We start from the raw sequence: 16,931 nt of genomic DNA on the forward strand, positions 1-16,931 counted from the left end.
TCAGCACGTAAAAGCTTACTTCCAGAAATCGCGAATCGAGGCGATACCCTGAGCGCCTACAGCACGGGCATGATTTGCATCAAAGCGGGTCATGCCGCCCAGCGCAAAGACCGGCATACCGGCACGCTCAACCAGCTGCTGGAAATCATGCCAGCCAATGGGGGCTACTTCTGGATGGGAAGGCGTTGTACGCAGTGGCGACAAAGTCACGAAATCACAGCCCAGTACGGCTGCTTTCGAAAGCTGGATCTGATCATGGGTCGATGCCGAAAGCCACTTCTGTTCCGAAATAGGACGTCGGTCCAGCTGCATTAACCGTTCACTGGTTAAGTGGATACCGTCAGCATCCACTTTTTCAAGCAAGCCAGGCTCACCGTTAAGCAGCAGGCTAGCGCCATGCTCACGACACATACGCAAGGCACGCTCGGCACGCTCAATGTAGGCGGCCTCATCAAGCGCTTTGGCACGTAGCTGCACAAGACGAATATTATCTTCTTTCAACGCCCGTTCCAGGAACGCATCAAACCGTGCTTCATCCGCCTCTTCACTGGTAATCAGGTACTCAGTGGGCAGCATGACGGCGCGCAGAATAGGCAGATTGGCGGCAGGGAACGGATATTTTACCAGCTCTTCCATCGGCACCCAGCGTACCGCCTGACCCTCGCGCCCAAACGGCTCGCCCGCAAACTCATGAACCTGCCAAACATCCAGCAAAATATGCTTGTCAGGATATTCATGGTGGATACGGATCAAAGGCTGGGCGCGAATAATCTCGACACCCAGCTCTTCGTGCAGCTCGCGCTTAAGCCCTTCAAGACCCGTTTCATAAGGCGCCAGCTTGCCACCGGGAAACTCCCATAAACCGCCCTGATCGACATTCGAGGGCCGACGCGCGATCAATACTTTTTTCTGATCGGCACTAACGATTGCAGCTGCCGCGACATGAACCCGTCGTTTTACCATTACATTCATTACGTCTTTATCCACTGTGTACGCGCTGGCAAGTTAATGCCAGCGCCAACTCGCTGCGTGAGCCCTTTTATGACTGCTGATCCAGCCTTTCGACTGAACTTAGCTACGATAACCCTAGCTAGGATAACCTTAGCTACGATAATCCGCGTTAATCGTCACATAGTCATGGGAAAGATCCGAGGTCCAAACGGTGGCGCTCTCGTCACCACGTCCCAGGCTGATGCGAATAGTGATCTCTTCTTGTGCCATCACCGCACTGCCCGCCTTTTCAGTGTAGCCGCTTGCCCGGCCGCCGCCTTCGACCAGACGAACATCAGCCAAGTCAATGACTACCCGACTCACGTCAAAATTATCCACGGGCGCCCGACCCACTGCGGCCAATATACGACCCCAGTTAGCGTCAGATGCATAAAGCGCCGTTTTAACCAGCGGTGAATGGGCAACCGTAAATGCCACATCCAACGCTTCCTGACGGCTCTTTGCGTCATCGACCTGAAGCGTGACAAACTTCGTCGCGCCCTCACCGTCACGAATGATTGCCTGCGCTAACGTGGTCATTACCTGCTGCAACGCATCACGAAACAGCTCGATATCTGCGTCATTAATGACCGCAGCCCCCGCCCCCGTAGCTGCCAGCAGGCAGGCATCGTTGGTGGAGGTATCGCTGTCCACGGTAATGCAGTTGAAGGAAGCATCAACGGTTTCGCGCAGCAGACGATCCAGCAACGACTGCTCAATCGTCGCATCGGTCACCACAAAGCCCAGCATGGTCGCCATATTCGGCTTGATCATGCCGGAGCCTTTAGTGATCCCGTTGATAGTGATCGTGCCACCACTCACGTCAAGCGTAATGCTTGCGCCTTTAGCTCGGGTATCGGTGGTGAGAATCCCCTCGCCCGCCTGCTGCCAGGCCTGGCTACCCTCGGCTGTTGAATAAAGCGCAGGGGCCAGGCCCGCCAGCAGCCGCTCCATGGGGAGCGGCTCACCAATGACGCCGGTTGAGAAAGGCAGCACCTGATGCTCTGCAACGCCCGCCTGTTCTGCCAACGCTTTGCAGCTGGCATAGGCATCTTGAAGCCCTTGTTTACCGGTGCCCGCATTCGCATTACCAGTATTCACCAGCCAATAACGCGGCGACTGACCGTTCTCGCGGCAGCGCTCGATATGCGCCTTGGCAACCGTTACGGGTGCTGCACAAAACGCATTACGCGTAAAGACACCGGACACCGCAGCTGATTCAGGCAGTTCAATCACCACCACGTCACGGCGACCCGGTTTTTTAATACCCGCCATTGCACTTCCTAGGCGCACCCCCGCAAGGGGTGGCATCACCGGAAAGGGACTTTTACCCACCGCCATGATCGTCTCCTCTACCTTTATTCAGCCCGCTTCGTTAGCTTAATTTTCCACAGCACTGCTTGTACTTCTTACCTGAGCCGCAAATACAGGGATCGTTACGCCCGACTTTAGGCCCTTCGCGACGTACAGGGCGTGCATCCATGTCAGCGTCATTGTCATCGACGCCACTCATTTCCGCTCCCGCTGCTGCATTCTCATTCGATGAAGCGTCATCGTGACGGGTAGCGGCGGCCGCTTTTTCACGGGCCAGCTCGTCACGACGTTTTTGCTCCAGCGCATCGACCTCTTCAGGCTGGCGTACCTGGACATGGCTCAAGATACGGGTAACGTCCGCTTTGATATTGGTTAGCAAGTGCTGGAACAGCTCAAAGGATTCGCGCTTGTACTCTTGCTTGGGGTTTTTCTGGGCGTAGCCGCGCAGATGAATACCGCGACGCAGGTGATCCATGGACTGCAAATGCTCTTTCCAACGCGTATCCAGAACCTGCAGCATTACTTGCTTTTCAAAGCGACGAATCAGAGTAGCCCCGGCTGCATCCACCTTGGCCGCATAGGCTTCCCGGTGCATGGTCTGGAGACGTTCGCGCAGTTTCTCTTCACTGAAACGCTCATCTTCAGCCGCCCACTCAACCACCGGAGCATCCAGGTTAAATTCCGCCTTGAGATGCGCTTCCAAGCCAGGCAAATCCCACTGTTCGGCCAGGCTTTGCGGTGGAACGAAGTCGCTGATGGAGTCTTCCATCACTTCTTCACGGATACCCACGATCGCTTCTGAAATATCGTCAGAGGCCAGGACTTCGTTGCGCTGTTCGTAAATAACCCGGCGCTGATCGTTGGCGACGTCATCATATTCAAGCAGCTGCTTACGGATATCGAAGTTACGTCCTTCAACTTTTTTCTGCGCCCGCTCTACCGCGTTAGATACCATCTTGTGCTCGATGGCTTCACCGCGCTCAAGGCCTAGCGCCTGCATCAGGCGTTTGACGCGATCAGAGCCGAACAGGCGCATCAAGCTGTCTTCCAGCGACAGGAAGAAGCGAGTCGAACCCGGGTCGCCCTGACGACCTGCACGGCCACGCAGCTGGTTATCAATACGCCGGGACTCGTGGCGCTCAGAGCCGATAACGTGCAAACCACCGGCTGCCAGCACGCCGTCATGGCGCTGTTGCCATTCGGTTTTTAACGCGTCAATCTGGGCTTGGCTTGGGTTCTGTAGCTTGGCAGCGTCCGCCTCCCAGTTACCGCCCAGCATGATATCGGTACCCCGACCGGCCATATTGGTGGCAATCGTAATAGCGCCAGGACGACCCGCCTGAGCAATAATTTCCGCTTCGCTTTGGTGCTGCTTGGCATTCAGAACGCTGAACTTGAGACCTGCATCATTCATCAGGCGCGCAAGATATTCTGACGTTTCAATTGAAGCGGTACCTACCAACACCGGGCGCCCTGCTTCGGTTTCGGTTTTAACGTCTTTGATAATCGCTTCGTATTTTTCTTCAGCGCTCAGGTAGACCAGATCGTTAAGATCCTTCCGTGCCAACGGACGGTTGGTCGGAATGACGATAACGTCAAGGCCGTAAATCTGGCGAAATTCGAACGCTTCGGTATCGGCGGTACCGGTCATACCTGCAAGTTTTTCATACAGGCGGAAATAGTTCTGGAAGGTCGTGGATGCCAGCGTCTGGCTTTCACGCTGAACGGTTACGCCTTCTTTGGCCTCAACGGCCTGATGCAGGCCTTCAGACCAGCGGCGGCCCGGCATCGTCCGGCCGGTATGCTCATCAACGATGACCACCTGATCTTCCGAAACGATGTAGTCCACGTCGCGGTTATACAGATAGCGCGCGCGTAGTGCAGAGTGCATATGTTGAAGCAGGTTAAGGTTTTGAGCCGCATAGAGCGACTCGCCTTCTTTAAGAAGGCCTTCCGCCTGCATCAGTTCTTCTACCTTGTTATGCCCCTGCTCGGTCAGCTCCACCTGTTTCTGCTTTTCATCCAGCACGAAATCGCCGGTAGCAGGCACATCGTCGTCTTCAGACACCTCGCCTTGCTCTAACTGCAAAGAGAGCTGGTTCGCGACGTTATAAAGATTGGTATTTTCATCCACTGCGCCAGAGATGATTAGCGGCGTACGCGCTTCATCAATCAGGATGGAATCGACCTCATCGACAATGGCGTAATGCAGGCCACGCTGCACCTTGTCTTCCAAGGAGAACGCCATGTTGTCGCGCAGGTAGTCAAAACCAAACTCGTTATTGGTACCGTAGGTGATATCGCACCGGTAGGCATGGCGCTTCTCTTCACCCGTCTGACCCGAAAAGATAACGCCGATGGAGAGTCCGAGGAACTCATACAGCGGACGCATCCACTCGGCATCACGGCGCGCCAGATAGTCGTTCACCGTCACAACGTGCACGCCCTTGGCGGGCAGCGCATTCAGATAAACCGCAAGCGTTGCGACCAGCGTTTTACCTTCACCGGTTTTCATTTCGGCGATACGCCCACGATGCAGTGTCATGCCCCCGACCATCTGCACATCGAAATGGCGCATCCCCATTACGCGCTTGCTCGCCTCACGTACGATTGCAAAGGCGTCGGGTAGCAGGTTATCCAGCGCTTCACCACTGCTCAGCCGCTGGCGTAGTTCTGCCGTTTTGCCCTGAAGCTCTTCATCACTCAGTTTTTCAAACTCTGCCTCAAGCGCGTTCACACCGTGAACGTTTTTGTGCATGCGCTTTACTTCACGGTCATTCTTAGAACCAACTACTTTACGTAACAAATTATTAATCATGAAATATCCACATCATCATGAGCGACCCAATGGGTTTCGCCCTGTTCCATATAAGGCAAATAGAGTGCGTTTTTAGTGAACCGTGAAATAAGCAGGCGGGCCACGCTGGGTAAGCACATCGCGCGCGGCCACCTGGCGCTTTATAAAGCGGTACGCAGGCAAGCTGTGACGCAGCACCCTCACCTGCTTGATGCGCCGCTGCCAACGCTTTAAGGCGCGCCGCCTTCTGGCGATCCATTGAGACTGGGCACGTAAAATAGCGGGCACCCACAAACAGACGCTAACGCTGCGTTCAGTACCGCGAAAAGCATCAGAAGGCACTAGACTGCTGGGTAAAAGACAGCTTACTAGGAGACCCGCCAGCCACCAACGCGCCAGGCCATAACGACGGTAACGTCGCGGCGAAGCATAAAAGGCATTAAGCGTTGAGGACATGCTGTGGGTTGGCTCCTGAGCGTGTTAGGCTCTGCTGATAAGTAGCTCGTCAAAAAATTTACATGGCTACTTAGTAATATTGAGAGGGTTATCCTAGGATTCAAGCGTATGAGTATAAAGGTTAAGCGTTCTCAGGCCCAGCCCATCGCCCGCCTGCTAAACAAGTCTGGCGATATTGGCCAGTTAATGCGCCAATCTCGTCTTATTGACCAGGCCCAGAGCCACCTACGCGCGCATCTGCCTGAAGAAATGCGCCAGCATATTTTTGTGGGCGGCTTTCGTGAAGGCCGCCTGACCCTTATCAGCGGCCAAGCCAGCTGGCTGACGTGGCTACGCTTTGAGCAGCGGCGTTTATTGACGCTGCTTCACCAGCTACCCGGCTTTGAAGCCGTAAGCGGCTTTACCTTTAAAGTTCGCCCCGTACACCCGGTTGAAGCCCCACTGCGCAACACGCGCAAACTATCAGCCAGCGCAGGTCAAACCCTGACGGAGTGCGCAAGCGACATGCAGAACCCCGCGCTTCGCAAAGCGCTTGAGCGCCTGGCATCCCACGCACCAGAGAAATAACAGTATTCGTGATACCTAGAAATGCAAAAGCACCGCCAAAGCGGTGCTTAACATCCAACCTGAACCGTGCCACAAGTTCGAATAGCGCTATTACCTAAGCCATCAGGCCATTGCGGGTGCCGCGTACGAAATAGGCGCGACGGCTTTCTCGCCTTCAAACGTCACAATCTCGTAAGCATCGGGCTGCGCCATCAGTTCACGACATAGCTGATTGTTCAGCGCATGACCGGACTTAACACCATGGAATTCGCCAATCAGGCTGTGGCCCAACTGATACAGATCACCAATGGCATCCAGCACTTTGTGTTTTACAAACTCGTCTTCGTAGCGCAGTCCGCCCTCGTTGACGATACGGTAATCATCGACAACGATTGCATTATCAAGGCTGCCGCCAAGAGCCAGGTTATTAGAGCGTAAAAATTCCAGGTCCTTCATGAATCCGAAAGTACGCGCCCGGGAAACTTCTTTCACAAAAGATGTGGTCGAGAAATCAATCAGGGCCGTTTGTTTCTGCTGCTCAAATACCGGGTGATCAAAATCAATCGCAAAAGAGACCTTGAACCCCTGATGAGGTAGAAAAACGGCTTCTTTATCGCCATCGCTAACCGCTACGCGACGCTTGATGCGGATAAATTTCTTTGGGGCATCCTGTTCAAGAATACCCGCCGATTGAATCAAAAACACAAACGGGCTAGCACTGCCGTCCATAATAGGAACTTCAGGCGCACTTAAGTCAACATACGCATTGTCGATACCCAAGCCTGCAAACGCAGACATCAGGTGTTCAACCGTTGCCACTTTGACGCCTTCAAACGAAAGTGCAGTGCAAAGCTTTGTATCTTCGACAAGCTCGGCACGTGCGGGTACGTGTACCACGGGATCCAGATCGGTTCTAACAAACACAATCCCGGTGTTTGCCGGCGCCGGACGCAAAGCCAAATGGACTTTTTTACCGGAGTGCAGACCCACTCCAGTGGCGCGGATGACGTTTTGTAGGGTGCGTTGTCTGATCATGGGCAGTGGTCGAACTCTAATGACGGCAGTACCGTAAGGAAAGGGGAAGTTATCAAACAGTGTTCACTTTAACAGCAAACGAGCGTTTTAACCAATAAAACACTCGTTTGATGTATTTGACACCGATTGAAACAATCAGTCAGCCTGACGGCGCAAGAACGCTGGAATGTCCAGATAGTCATCAGCATCAGCTGAACGGCTTTTTTCAGGCCGCGGCTTAGGCGCATGTTCCGGCGCTTCTGCACGAGCCGTGGCCTGCTGGCGCATTACTGTTGGCTGCTGGAGCTTGCGATAATCAGAAGAGTCCGTGGCGGAGCGGCGCACCGGCTCGCGCGTTGCTGACGCTTTAGAAGACTTGCTACCATCCAAGCCGGCAGCAACCACCGTTACACGCAGCTCATCGGACATTTCCATATCAATGGAAGTTCCGACCACGATGGTGGCTTCTTGCGACGCAAATTCCTGAACCGTGGCACCCACATCGTTGAATTCGCCAATCGAAAGATCCGGGCCAGCAGTAATATTGACCAGAATACCCCGTGCGCCATGCAGATCGATATCTTCCAACAGCGGGCTGCGGATAGCTTTTTCGGCTGCTTCGCGGGCACGGTTTTCACCGGTAGCCCCGCCTGTGCCCATCATCGCCATGCCCATTTCAGACATAACGGTGCGCACATCAGCAAAGTCGACGTTGATAATGCCGGGACTGGTAATCAGCTCGGCGATACCTTGTACGGCACCTAGCAGTACATCATTCGCGGCGCTGAACGCCGTGAGCAGCGTAGCGTTCTTGCCTAATACGGAAAGCAGTTTTTCGTTGGGGATAGTGATCAGCGAGTCGACGTGCTCGGAGAGCTCTTTCATGCCCTCTTCGGCCGCGCGCATACGCTTGGGACCCTCAAACGGGAAAGGCCGTGTAACCACTGCCACGGTTAGAATACCTAGCTCTTTGGCCACCTGAGCAACCACGGGAGCGCCGCCAGTACCTGTACCACCGCCCATACCAGCAGTGATAAAGACCATATCGGCGCCCTGCAATAGCTCGGCGATACGATCTCGATCTTCCATTGCGGCCTGGCGCCCCACTTCTGGGTTAGCACCAGCGCCTAGCCCTTTAGTGATTTCACTACCGAGCTGTAAGACTGTTTTCGCGGATACGCGTTTAAGTGCCTGGGCATCGGTATTGGCGCAAATAAACTCAACGCCTTCAATATTGCTTTCGACCATATGGTTGACGGCATTACCGCCGCCACCACCAACACCGACTACTTTGATGACCGCACTACTCGAGGGTGCGTTATCTACCAATTCGAACATAAGCCCCGTCTCCTGAACCGCGCTTGCGGCCCTGTCAGAAATTTCCTTTAAACCAGCCTTTAACTCTGGCCAGCGCCGAATGGCCTTCCTTGATATCACGCCGGGCAAGCTCGTTGCGTCCTTTATGGGCAGCAACCACTCCCCCGTGGCTTTCTAGACCTCGCCCATGACGCACTTCTTGCAACGCATAATGCAGTAAGCCGACACCTGTCGCATAAATGGGGTTACGCACGACATCTGCCAAACCTCGAACATTTTGCGGACAGGCGATACGAACCGGCATATGAAATATTTCCTCTGCCAGCTCACTCACACCTTCCATGCGTGAGGTGCCACCAGTAAGTACCACACCAGCGGCCACCATATCTTCATAGCCACTACGGCGTAATTCGTCTCTTACCAGTGTAAATAGCTCTTCATAGCGTGGCTCCACTACTTCAGCGAGCGCCTGACGTGATAAATCACGCGCGGGGCGGTCACCCACACTAGGAACTTTGATCATTTCATCGCTGGATGCCAGCTGCGTTAGTGCGCAGGCATACTTAACTTTAATCTCTTCAGCGTGCTGAGTTGGCGTACGCAAGGCCATAGCGATATCGTTGGTTACCTGGTCGCCAGCAATCGGTATAACCGCAGTATGCCGGATAGCACCTTCGGTAAAGATAGCCATATCGGTGGTTCCACCACCAATATCCACCATACACACACCGAGCTCACGCTCGTCTTCGGTTAATACCGCCATACTGGAAGCCAGCTGCTCCAGGATAATGGCATCAACATCCAAACCGCAGCGGCGAACACACTTCTCAATATTTTGTACTGCATTAAGTGCCGCAGTTACCAGATGAACCTGCGCCTCTAACCTGACACCCGACATACCCAAGGGTTCACGAATACCGCCCTGAGTGTCAATTGAAAACTCTTGAGGCAGCACGTGTAAAACACGCTGACCTTCTGAGACGGCCCGGGCTCTGGCGGAATCGATAACGCGGTCAATATCGGAGGGCGTAACTTCGCGCTCTTTAATAGCCACCACGCCGTCGGAATTCATCGAACTAATATGGCTACCGGCGACACCGACATATACTGAGTGAATATCGCAGCCCGCCATTAGCTCGGCTTCTTCCACGGCACGTTGAATGGACTGAACCGTTGACTCAATATTAATCACGACGCCACGTTTCATGCCCCGTGAGGGGTGGGAGCCGATACCCGCAATTTCGATGCCGCCATCATCGGTAGGTTGCCCGACGATTGCGACGACCTTGGACGTTCCAATGTCCAGCCCGACCACCATATTAGATGCATTGGGTGAGCCTGCCATGAGTCGGGAATACTCCTTATAATCTTTTTTTAAATAGTAAAATAAATAAGGGACACTTAACTCAACTCATCGCCTAATGATTACAACTTAGCAGTCAACAAGCGTTGATGACTAATTATCATTAAACGCCGATGAGAGAGAATAAACCCACAAAAAACTTTCACTGGCCCATAGTATAGAAACAATCGCCAGAATACGACTAGCGACACCCCACAATAATGGGCTTGGCAAGTAATTTAAACCCCATTAATGGGTTTTTCCACGTTGGCGATCACTAACTCTGGTTAAAAAGCGTTAAGTAAACCGAAGATTACTCTTCTGAGTCCTCAAAATCACTTTCACCATGCCAGGCAACTGCAACGCCATTAGGGTAACGCAGGTCAATATAGCGGATATGTTCGCCGGACCTGGATAGTTCTCGCTGCCAGGAAGCCGATAACCGTGCCAAACGCACCTCATGATCGCGTCTACCCAACATTACCCAGGCGCCGTTATCTAACTGTAACCGCCATGCTCCCCGCGGCTCTAAACGTAACTGGGCAAGCGACAGCGATAAACCTTCAAAGTGCGGCATTAAACGATGATAGTAACTTAAGACTTCTTCACTACTTCCATTAGGCCCAGCCAGATCAGGAAGCCCTTTGGGTACATCAATAGGCGCAAAGGAAAAAGGTTCGCCTTCTGGGTTAAGTAAAAAATCATCGTTCCAACGTGCAACCGGCGCTTGCTCAACCAACTCAAACACCAAAGCGTTAGGCCATTCACGGGAAATACGCACTTCTTGAAGCCAGCCCACCTGCAGGGCACGGTCACGTAAATCGCCCAAATCAGCCGACAACCATGTAGCCCCCTGGACCAATGGCGCCAGCTGAGTGCGCAAATAATCAGCGCTAACGTAGTCCCATTCGCCGCGAATCGATACCCGCTCGATGGGGCGATCGAGCCATAGCCATAGCGCGCGGCTTCCCGCTCCGAGCAACAGCGCCAGGAGTATGAGGCCAAACCAAGCATTACGCCTTTTCATAAGGCCTCTTCATGATGCGGCGCTCTGCTTGCCAGCCGTTTGCAGGATCTGTACGACCAGGTCATCAAATTCGATACCGGCATACGCAGCGGCTTGCGGTACAAGACTGTGATCGGTCATGCCCGGCACCGTATTGACTTCGATCAGCCAGAACTGCCCCTTTGCATCGCGCATGACGTCTACCCGCCCCCAGCCCTCACAGCCGATTGCTGCAAAGGCTTCACGGCACAGCCCGGCAAGCTCGGCTTCATCCGCGCCTGAGAGCCCGCAGGGCAAGTGGTACTGAGTGGTATTGGAAACGTATTTGGCCTCAAAATCGTAAAAGCCGCCGGGCACTTCTACACGAATGGCGGGCAGCACCTGCTCATTCAGCAGTGCCACGGTATATTCATCACCTACCACAAAGCGCTCGGCCATGACGCGGGCATCAAACTGAGCGGCTTCGCGGTAGGCGGCTTCCAGCGCCTCGCGCGTTTTGACGATACTGATACCCAGCGTGGAACCTTCATGCACCGGCTTTACCATCATTGGCAAGCCAAGCGTTGCCACGACACCATCCCAATCAGAGCCCTTATTGAGCATGATGCTTTCTGGGGTAGGCAACCCAATGGCCTGCCACACCTGCTTGGTACGCTGCTTGTCCATGCCCAGCGCCGAGGCGAGTACGCCGCTACCGGTGTAGGGAATGTTCAAGAGCTCGAGCGCGCCTTGCAGCGTGCCATCCTCACCGCCCCGACCGTGCAGAGCAATGAACACCGCCGAGGGTGCCAGCGCCTCTAGCCCGACCAACCCCTTATCACGCAGATCATAGCCTTCTGCGTTCACCTTCTGGCGCTTTAGGGCCTCGAGAACGGCCGCGCCACTTTTAAGCGACACTTCACGTTCAGCAGAGGAGCCGCCATACACCACGACTACGCGAGAGCGATCCACTTGGGCGTTATCTGCGCTCACAGCTCTACCTCACTTAATACCAGTTCAGCCTGGGCTAAAGAGAGCGAAATCCCGCCAACATCGCCCGCCCCTTGAGTAATTAAAATATCGTTTGGACGCAATACGTTCGCCAGCAGTGCGGGTAATTCCTGCTTATGCTCGATAAACAGCGGATCCACTTCGCCACGCTGGCGAATCGAGCCGGCAAGCGCACGCCCGTCAGCGCCAGGTATAACGGCTTCACCGGCACTGTAGACATCTAGAAGTACCAGCGTATCGACCTGTGAAAGGACCCTAACAAAATCTTCATACAAGTCACGCGTCCGGCTATAGCGATGAGGCTGATAAAGCATGACCAAACGACGCTCCGGCCAGCCTGCACGCACCGCTTTGATAACCATATCCACTTCACGGGGATGATGGCCGTAATCGTCTACCAGCATAATTTCGCCGGAGGCTTTAGGCGCCGGAAAATGGCCGTGAACCTGAAAACGCCGCCCTACCCCGGCAAAGCTTGCCAAGCCACGCAGGATAGCCGCATCGCTCACGCCTGCATCGGTTGCGACCACAATCGCCGCCATCGCGTTTAGCGCGTTATGCCTCCCTGGCATGGCCAAACAAATATGCAAAGGCTCGGCGCTACCAGGGCGCAGCGCGGTAAACGTGACTTCACCGCCCTGCTGGGCAAAATCCACAATGCGGTAATCCGCATCGGCGTCAAACCCATAGGTCACAAACTGCCGTTTAACCTGCTCACACAGTTCACGGACGTGCGGGTCATCAATACACAGTACGGCCAGTCCATAAAAAGGCAGATTATGTAAAAACTCGATGAAGGTGCTTTTTAGACGCTCAAAATCGCCGCCGTAAGTAGCCATATGATCCGCGTCGATATTGGTTACAATCGACATCATCGGCTGAAGATGAAGGAATGAAGCATCCGACTCATCGGCCTCAGCGACCAGATAATCGCCTTCACCCAAGCGGGCATTCGCGCCGGCGCTGGTTAAACGCCCGCCAATCACAAAGGTCGGGTCCAGGCCGCCCTCGGCCAACAGCGTCGCCGTCAGGCTCGTGGTTGTGGTTTTACCATGCGTTCCAGCGACCGCAATGCCATGACGAAAGCGCATTAATTCAGCCAGCATCTCAGCGCGCCGCACCACGGGCACGCGATGCTCATGCGCCCAGCGAATTTCAGGATTGGTCGTATCCACGGCACTTGAAACAACGACTACGTCCGCCCCTTCCACATTGGCTTCAGCGTGGCCAATATCAACGCGAATACCGCATTGGCGCAACCGCTCGACAACGGAAGAGGCTTTCATATCACTGCCGCTAACCTTGTAACCTTGGTTTGCCAATACTTCGGCAATACCACACATACCCGCACCGCCAATGCCTACAAAATGGATGTGCTGAATACGGCGCATCGCTGGGCCGCTGGGCATACTCCGTTGCGGTAAGGGCTGAGTTACTGAGTCGGTCACACTGCTTCTCCTTTCGGTAATATCGCCAGACATCCTTCGGCTAATCGCTCAGTGGCGTCTAAATAGGCCGCTTGGCGCGCGCGTGATGCCATCAGTGCTAGCGTCGCGGGCTCTAACAAGTCGCTCAAGTAATGCGCCAACCGATCAGGCGTTAACGCAGACTGGACAACACACAGGGCTGCACCGGCTTTGACCAATACATCGGCATTAACCCGCTGATGGTCATCCACCGCAAACGGAAAAGGCACCAGCAGTGACGGCTTGGCTGCCGCGGCAAGCTCCGCTACCGTCAACGCGCCTGACCGACATACCACAAGGTCAGCCCAGTCATAAGCCGCCGCCATATCATCAATAAAGGGCGTCACCTCAGCGTCTATACCGTATTTGGCATAGCCTTCGGCTGTTAGCACATCCCGCGACTTGCCCGCCTGGTGGCGAATTTCAGGACGCGTTTCAGTCGGCAAACTGGCAACCGCCTGAGGCAAACGCTCATTTAAAGCTACCGCCCCCAGGGACCCCCCCACCACCAACAGGCGCAGCGGGCGGCCCTGCAGCACTTGCACGGTACGCGGCGTTTCACCCAGCGTGGCAATTTCTTCGCGCACGGGGTTACCAATCACCTCAGCACGCTCGCCAAACGCTTCGGGAAAGGCGGCGTAACTGCGTGTGGCTAAGCGTGATAACACGCGATTGGTTAGCCCCGCGACGGCATTTTGTTCATGTACTACCAGCGGTATACGCGACAGCCAGGCGGCAAGACCACCGGGGCCACTGGCAAAACCACCCAGCCCGACGACCAGCTGAGGTTTAAACGTGCTAATAACCTGGCGTGCCTGCCATACCGCCCGGGTAAGGTTGACCGGTGCTTTGAGCCATCCAGCCGCGCCATTACCGCGCAATCCGCTCACCGCAATAGTGTGCAGCTTGATACCAGCGTCAGGCACCAGCCGGTTTTCAATGCCGCGGGGGCTGCCCAGCCACTCAACCTCGATATTCTGTGCTTTGAGCGCACGAGCCAGAGAAAGCGCGGGCACGACATGCCCCCCGGTTCCTCCTGCCATGATTAAAACGCGCCGATGTGCGTGCGTCGTCACAAACGACTCCTTAACAAAGTATTACGATAATCGCGGTTCGCTGCGCGATTTATAAGGGGTTGGCGTACGGCGCGGCCGGTGTCTGGTTTCCGCATCTACGCGCAGCAATAAGCCAATCATCATACCGATGACCAGCAGGCTCGACCCGCCATAACTTACCAGCGGTAGCGTCAGCCCCTTGGTGGGCAACAAACCTGAGCTAACCGCCATATTAATAAATGCCTGAGAGGCAATAACAAAGCCGATACCGTAACTCACATAGGCACCGAAAAGATGACCCGCGAGCTCAGCCTTACGTCCAATCAGCATGGCCCGGCTAACCAGTAACGCAAACAGCAGTATGACTACGATTGCCCCAATCATGCCCAGCTCTTCGGCAATGACCGCAAAGATAAAATCAGTATGGGCTTCGGGTAGATAGTGCAGCTTTTGAACGCTATTGCCTAACCCGGTGCCGGTTACATGACCACGTCCAAAGGCAATCAATGCCTGGGTAAGCTGATACCCGGTCGCGAACTGATCGGCCCAAGGGTCTAAAAAACTGGTCCAGCGAGCTAAGCGATACGGCTCTAATACCACCAACATCACCGCCCCGGCGGCGAGTGCCCCGCCACTACCAATCAGTAAAACAAGCGATGCGCCGCTCATCATCAGCATGCCAATCACACATACTGAGTACACCACCATACCGCCAAAGTCGGGTGCTAAAAACAGCAAACTGGCCGGCACGGCCAATACCGCGATAGGCCGCCATAGCGTAAACGCACGAAGGCGCAAATCGTAGGTGAAGCGCGACATAAACATCGCCATGTAAAAAATAAGGCCAATCTTGCCAAGCTCTGACACCTGGAGGTTAGGCAGCGGCCCGGGCAGCGCTATCCAACGCTTACTGCCGTTAATTTCCTGACCGAACAGCAATACCACCACCAACAGCCCAATACTGATTAAGAAAATAAGTGCCGCATTTTGCCGCCAGGCCTCAAGCGGTACGCTGAGCATAAACAGACAGCCTAACGCTGCCACCACCAAGAAAATGCCGTGCTGGCGGAAGTAGTAAAAACTATTATCTAAAAGGCCTACCGAGGCAGAACTAACCATCACCCAGCCTAAGCCGGCGAGTGCCACAGCGGCGGCAATTAACCATATATCGCAGGGTAAATCACGCGTAGTTAGTACGCGATGCAAGCGCTGTACTCGGCTCATAAGGATACCTCCGCCGCTTTGTTTTCGACCCAGTCACGAAAAGCCTTACCGCGGGCCTCATAGCCGGCAAACTGATCAAAACTCGCGCACGCAGGCGATAAGAGTACGCAGTCACCGGGCCTGGCTAAGGCGAAAGCCTCCTCCATCGCCTGCGTTAAATCCCTCACTTGCCGCACCGGCACCTGCGAGGTTATAGCCTGGGCGATGCGACCACTATCTGCGCCAAACAGTAGCGCCTGACGCGCGCAGCGCGCCAAAGGTGTGGCAAGCGGTGTAAAGTCAGCCCCCTTACCAACGCCACCGGCAAGCCAGATTAGGCGACCTTCAAGCGTAGCGCCAAGCCCCTGGATCGCCGCCAATGTGGCGCCCACGTTGGTACCTTTAGAGTCGTTTACCCAGGTAACGTCGTTAATATGCGCCACCGTTTCACTACGATGCGGCAGTCCGGTAAACGTTTTAAGGGTATCGATCATGGCAGATGCGTTAAGCCCTAACGCCTGGCCCATGGCAAGCGCTGCCAAGGCATTGGCATAGTTATGCTGGCCGGCCATTTTCAATTCGCGAGCGGAAAGCCACTGAGTCTGCCCTTGCATTAGTTTGAGATCAGCCTCCTCCCAAACGAGCCCCCAGTGGTTGTCTAAGGGCGCATTCACTGAAAACCGGATAGTCGCCACGTCTTCCTGGGAAGGCCAGGTCAAAGGGTCATCCTGGTTAACAATGACATGCTGTGCACCGATAAAGATGCGCTGTTTGACCTGGCGGTAGGCCTGCATATCGCCATGCCTGTCCAAATGATCTTCACAAAGATTTAAAAACGCAGCGGCCTTGGCGCCTAACGCTGGCGTGGTTTCCAGCTGAAAGCTGGAAAGCTCTAGAATATACAGCTCGGCATCGGGCTGGTCGGCTAACAGGTCGAGCGCGGGAGTGCCGAGATTCCCCCCCACCGCTACCCGCAAGCCAGCGGCTTTGGCCATTTCACCCAGTAATGTGGTCACCGTGGATTTAGCATTAGAGCCGGTAATTGCGGCAATCGGCACTTGGTTGGCCCGCACAAACAGAGCGGTTTCGCCCACCACCATCGAGTCCCCTGTATGCGGGTTGATACGTTCAGCCAAGCCCTCCAGCCCGGGCGTTGCGGGATCAACACCAGGGCTAAGCACCACTTCATGGGCATCGGTAAAATCCAGCGCGGTTAGCGGGCCACACACCACATCCACACCGGGATGAGCCGCATGAAAAGCCGCAAGGCCCGGCGGCTCACTGCGAGTGTCCGCCACCATGAAGGGCATATTCGTGCGTGCCAAATGCCGACAAATTGCTCGACCTGAAAGCCCTAGGCCAACGACAACGCTCATTCCGTTAGGTACTCGCACCATATCTGGCTCCTTTGCGTTATACGCTTAAGGCTGCAGCG

14 protein-coding genes are annotated in these 16,931 nt (G+C 54.7%); 1 reads left to right on the plus strand and 13 read right to left on the minus strand.

The features are described 5' to 3' along the window. Positions 1-15 precede the first annotated feature (15 nt). The 4 genes from INT33_RS01335 to INT33_RS01350 form a co-directional block, all read right to left on the minus strand. Positions 16-972, minus strand: coding sequence for a Nudix family hydrolase (locus tag INT33_RS01335; RefSeq protein ID WP_225736070.1), 957 nt, complete (start codon positions 970-972; stop codon positions 16-18). A gap of 129 nt (positions 973-1,101) precedes the next feature. Next, positions 1,102-2,331, minus strand: a complete 1,230-nt coding sequence (gene argJ, locus INT33_RS01340; protein ID WP_192537270.1) for a bifunctional glutamate N-acetyltransferase/amino-acid acetyltransferase ArgJ — start codon at positions 2,329-2,331, stop codon at positions 1,102-1,104. 34 nt (positions 2,332-2,365) lie between these two features. Next, a complete protein-coding gene (secA, locus tag INT33_RS01345; protein WP_192537267.1) occupies positions 2,366-5,122 on the minus strand; it encodes a preprotein translocase subunit SecA in 2,757 nt (918 codons plus the stop codon). Between the two features lie 72 nt (positions 5,123-5,194). Continuing rightward, complete coding sequence (locus INT33_RS01350; RefSeq protein WP_192537260.1) at positions 5,195-5,557, minus strand: hypothetical protein; 363 nt, start codon at positions 5,555-5,557, stop codon at positions 5,195-5,197. Between the two features lie 108 nt (positions 5,558-5,665). On the opposite strand from INT33_RS01350, the gene INT33_RS01355 reads away from it, so the two are divergent. After that, complete coding sequence (locus tag INT33_RS01355; protein WP_018915782.1) at positions 5,666-6,124, plus strand: DUF721 domain-containing protein; 459 nt, start codon at positions 5,666-5,668, stop codon at positions 6,122-6,124. 102 nt (positions 6,125-6,226) lie between these two features. Here INT33_RS01355 and lpxC read toward each other — a convergent pair whose 3' ends face one another. From lpxC to murD, 9 genes are all read right to left on the minus strand, one after another. Next, a complete protein-coding gene (lpxC, locus tag INT33_RS01360; protein WP_018915781.1) occupies positions 6,227-7,138 on the minus strand; it encodes a UDP-3-O-acyl-N-acetylglucosamine deacetylase in 912 nt (303 codons plus the stop codon). A gap of 135 nt (positions 7,139-7,273) precedes the next feature. Further along, positions 7,274-8,455: a cell division protein FtsZ gene (ftsZ, locus tag INT33_RS01365; RefSeq protein WP_192537258.1), complete on the minus strand. Its 1,182-nt coding sequence runs from the start codon at positions 8,453-8,455 to the stop codon at positions 7,274-7,276. A gap of 34 nt (positions 8,456-8,489) precedes the next feature. Continuing rightward, entirely contained in the window at positions 8,490-9,779 is a 1,290-nt protein-coding gene (gene ftsA / locus INT33_RS01370) for a cell division protein FtsA (protein WP_192537255.1), read from the minus strand. 310 nt (positions 9,780-10,089) lie between these two features. After that, positions 10,090-10,803, minus strand: a complete 714-nt coding sequence (locus INT33_RS01375; protein WP_192537253.1) for a cell division protein FtsQ/DivIB — start codon at positions 10,801-10,803, stop codon at positions 10,090-10,092. 9 nt (positions 10,804-10,812) lie between these two features. Beyond that, positions 10,813-11,754, minus strand: coding sequence for a D-alanine--D-alanine ligase (locus INT33_RS01380; RefSeq protein ID WP_192537246.1), 942 nt, complete (start codon positions 11,752-11,754; stop codon positions 10,813-10,815). Then, on the minus strand, positions 11,751-13,181 hold the full coding sequence (gene murC, locus INT33_RS01385) for a UDP-N-acetylmuramate--L-alanine ligase (RefSeq protein WP_192537328.1): 1,431 nt from the start codon (positions 13,179-13,181) through the stop codon (positions 11,751-11,753). The genes INT33_RS01380 and murC overlap by 4 nt, the downstream gene beginning before the upstream one ends. Positions 13,182-13,216: 35 nt before the next feature. Beyond that, positions 13,217-14,314 (minus strand): undecaprenyldiphospho-muramoylpentapeptide beta-N-acetylglucosaminyltransferase, encoded by a 1,098-nt coding sequence (murG, locus tag INT33_RS01390; protein WP_318782738.1) that lies wholly within the window; start codon positions 14,312-14,314, stop codon positions 13,217-13,219. A gap of 21 nt (positions 14,315-14,335) precedes the next feature. Further along, entirely contained in the window at positions 14,336-15,517 is a 1,182-nt protein-coding gene (gene ftsW, locus INT33_RS01395) for a putative lipid II flippase FtsW (RefSeq protein WP_192537245.1), read from the minus strand. Beyond that, complete coding sequence (gene murD, locus INT33_RS01400; RefSeq protein WP_192537231.1) at positions 15,514-16,893, minus strand: UDP-N-acetylmuramoyl-L-alanine--D-glutamate ligase; 1,380 nt, start codon at positions 16,891-16,893, stop codon at positions 15,514-15,516. The genes ftsW and murD overlap by 4 nt, the downstream gene beginning before the upstream one ends. Between the last annotated feature and the right edge of the window lie 38 nt (positions 16,894-16,931).

It is taken from the genome of Halomonas colorata, from assembly GCF_014897985.1.
Taxonomy (GTDB): domain Bacteria; phylum Pseudomonadota; class Gammaproteobacteria; order Pseudomonadales; family Halomonadaceae; genus Vreelandella; species Vreelandella colorata.

Coding starts and splice junctions, on each gene's coding strand:
- ftsA (WP_192537255.1), bottom strand. CDS start 9,779: ATGGCAGGCTCACCCAATGCATCTAATATGGTGGTCGGGCTGGACATT.
- secA (WP_192537267.1), bottom strand. CDS start 5,122: ATGATTAATAATTTGTTACGTAAAGTAGTTGGTTCTAAGAATGACCGT.
- INT33_RS01335 (WP_225736070.1), bottom strand. CDS start 972: ATGAATGTAATGGTAAAACGACGGGTTCATGTCGCGGCAGCTGCAATC.
- INT33_RS01350 (WP_192537260.1), bottom strand. CDS start 5,557: ATGTCCTCAACGCTTAATGCCTTTTATGCTTCGCCGCGACGTTACCGT.
- ftsZ (WP_192537258.1), bottom strand. CDS start 8,455: ATGTTCGAATTGGTAGATAACGCACCCTCGAGTAGTGCGGTCATCAAA.
- INT33_RS01355 (WP_018915782.1), top strand. CDS start 5,666: ATGAGTATAAAGGTTAAGCGTTCTCAGGCCCAGCCCATCGCCCGCCTG.
- ftsW (WP_192537245.1), bottom strand. CDS start 15,517: ATGAGCCGAGTACAGCGCTTGCATCGCGTACTAACTACGCGTGATTTA.
- argJ (WP_192537270.1), bottom strand. CDS start 2,331: ATGGCGGTGGGTAAAAGTCCCTTTCCGGTGATGCCACCCCTTGCGGGG.
- murC (WP_192537328.1), bottom strand. CDS start 13,181: ATGCCCAGCGGCCCAGCGATGCGCCGTATTCAGCACATCCATTTTGTA.
- lpxC (WP_018915781.1), bottom strand. CDS start 7,138: ATGATCAGACAACGCACCCTACAAAACGTCATCCGCGCCACTGGAGTG.
- murD (WP_192537231.1), bottom strand. CDS start 16,893: ATGGTGCGAGTACCTAACGGAATGAGCGTTGTCGTTGGCCTAGGGCTT.
- INT33_RS01375 (WP_192537253.1), bottom strand. CDS start 10,803: ATGAAAAGGCGTAATGCTTGGTTTGGCCTCATACTCCTGGCGCTGTTG.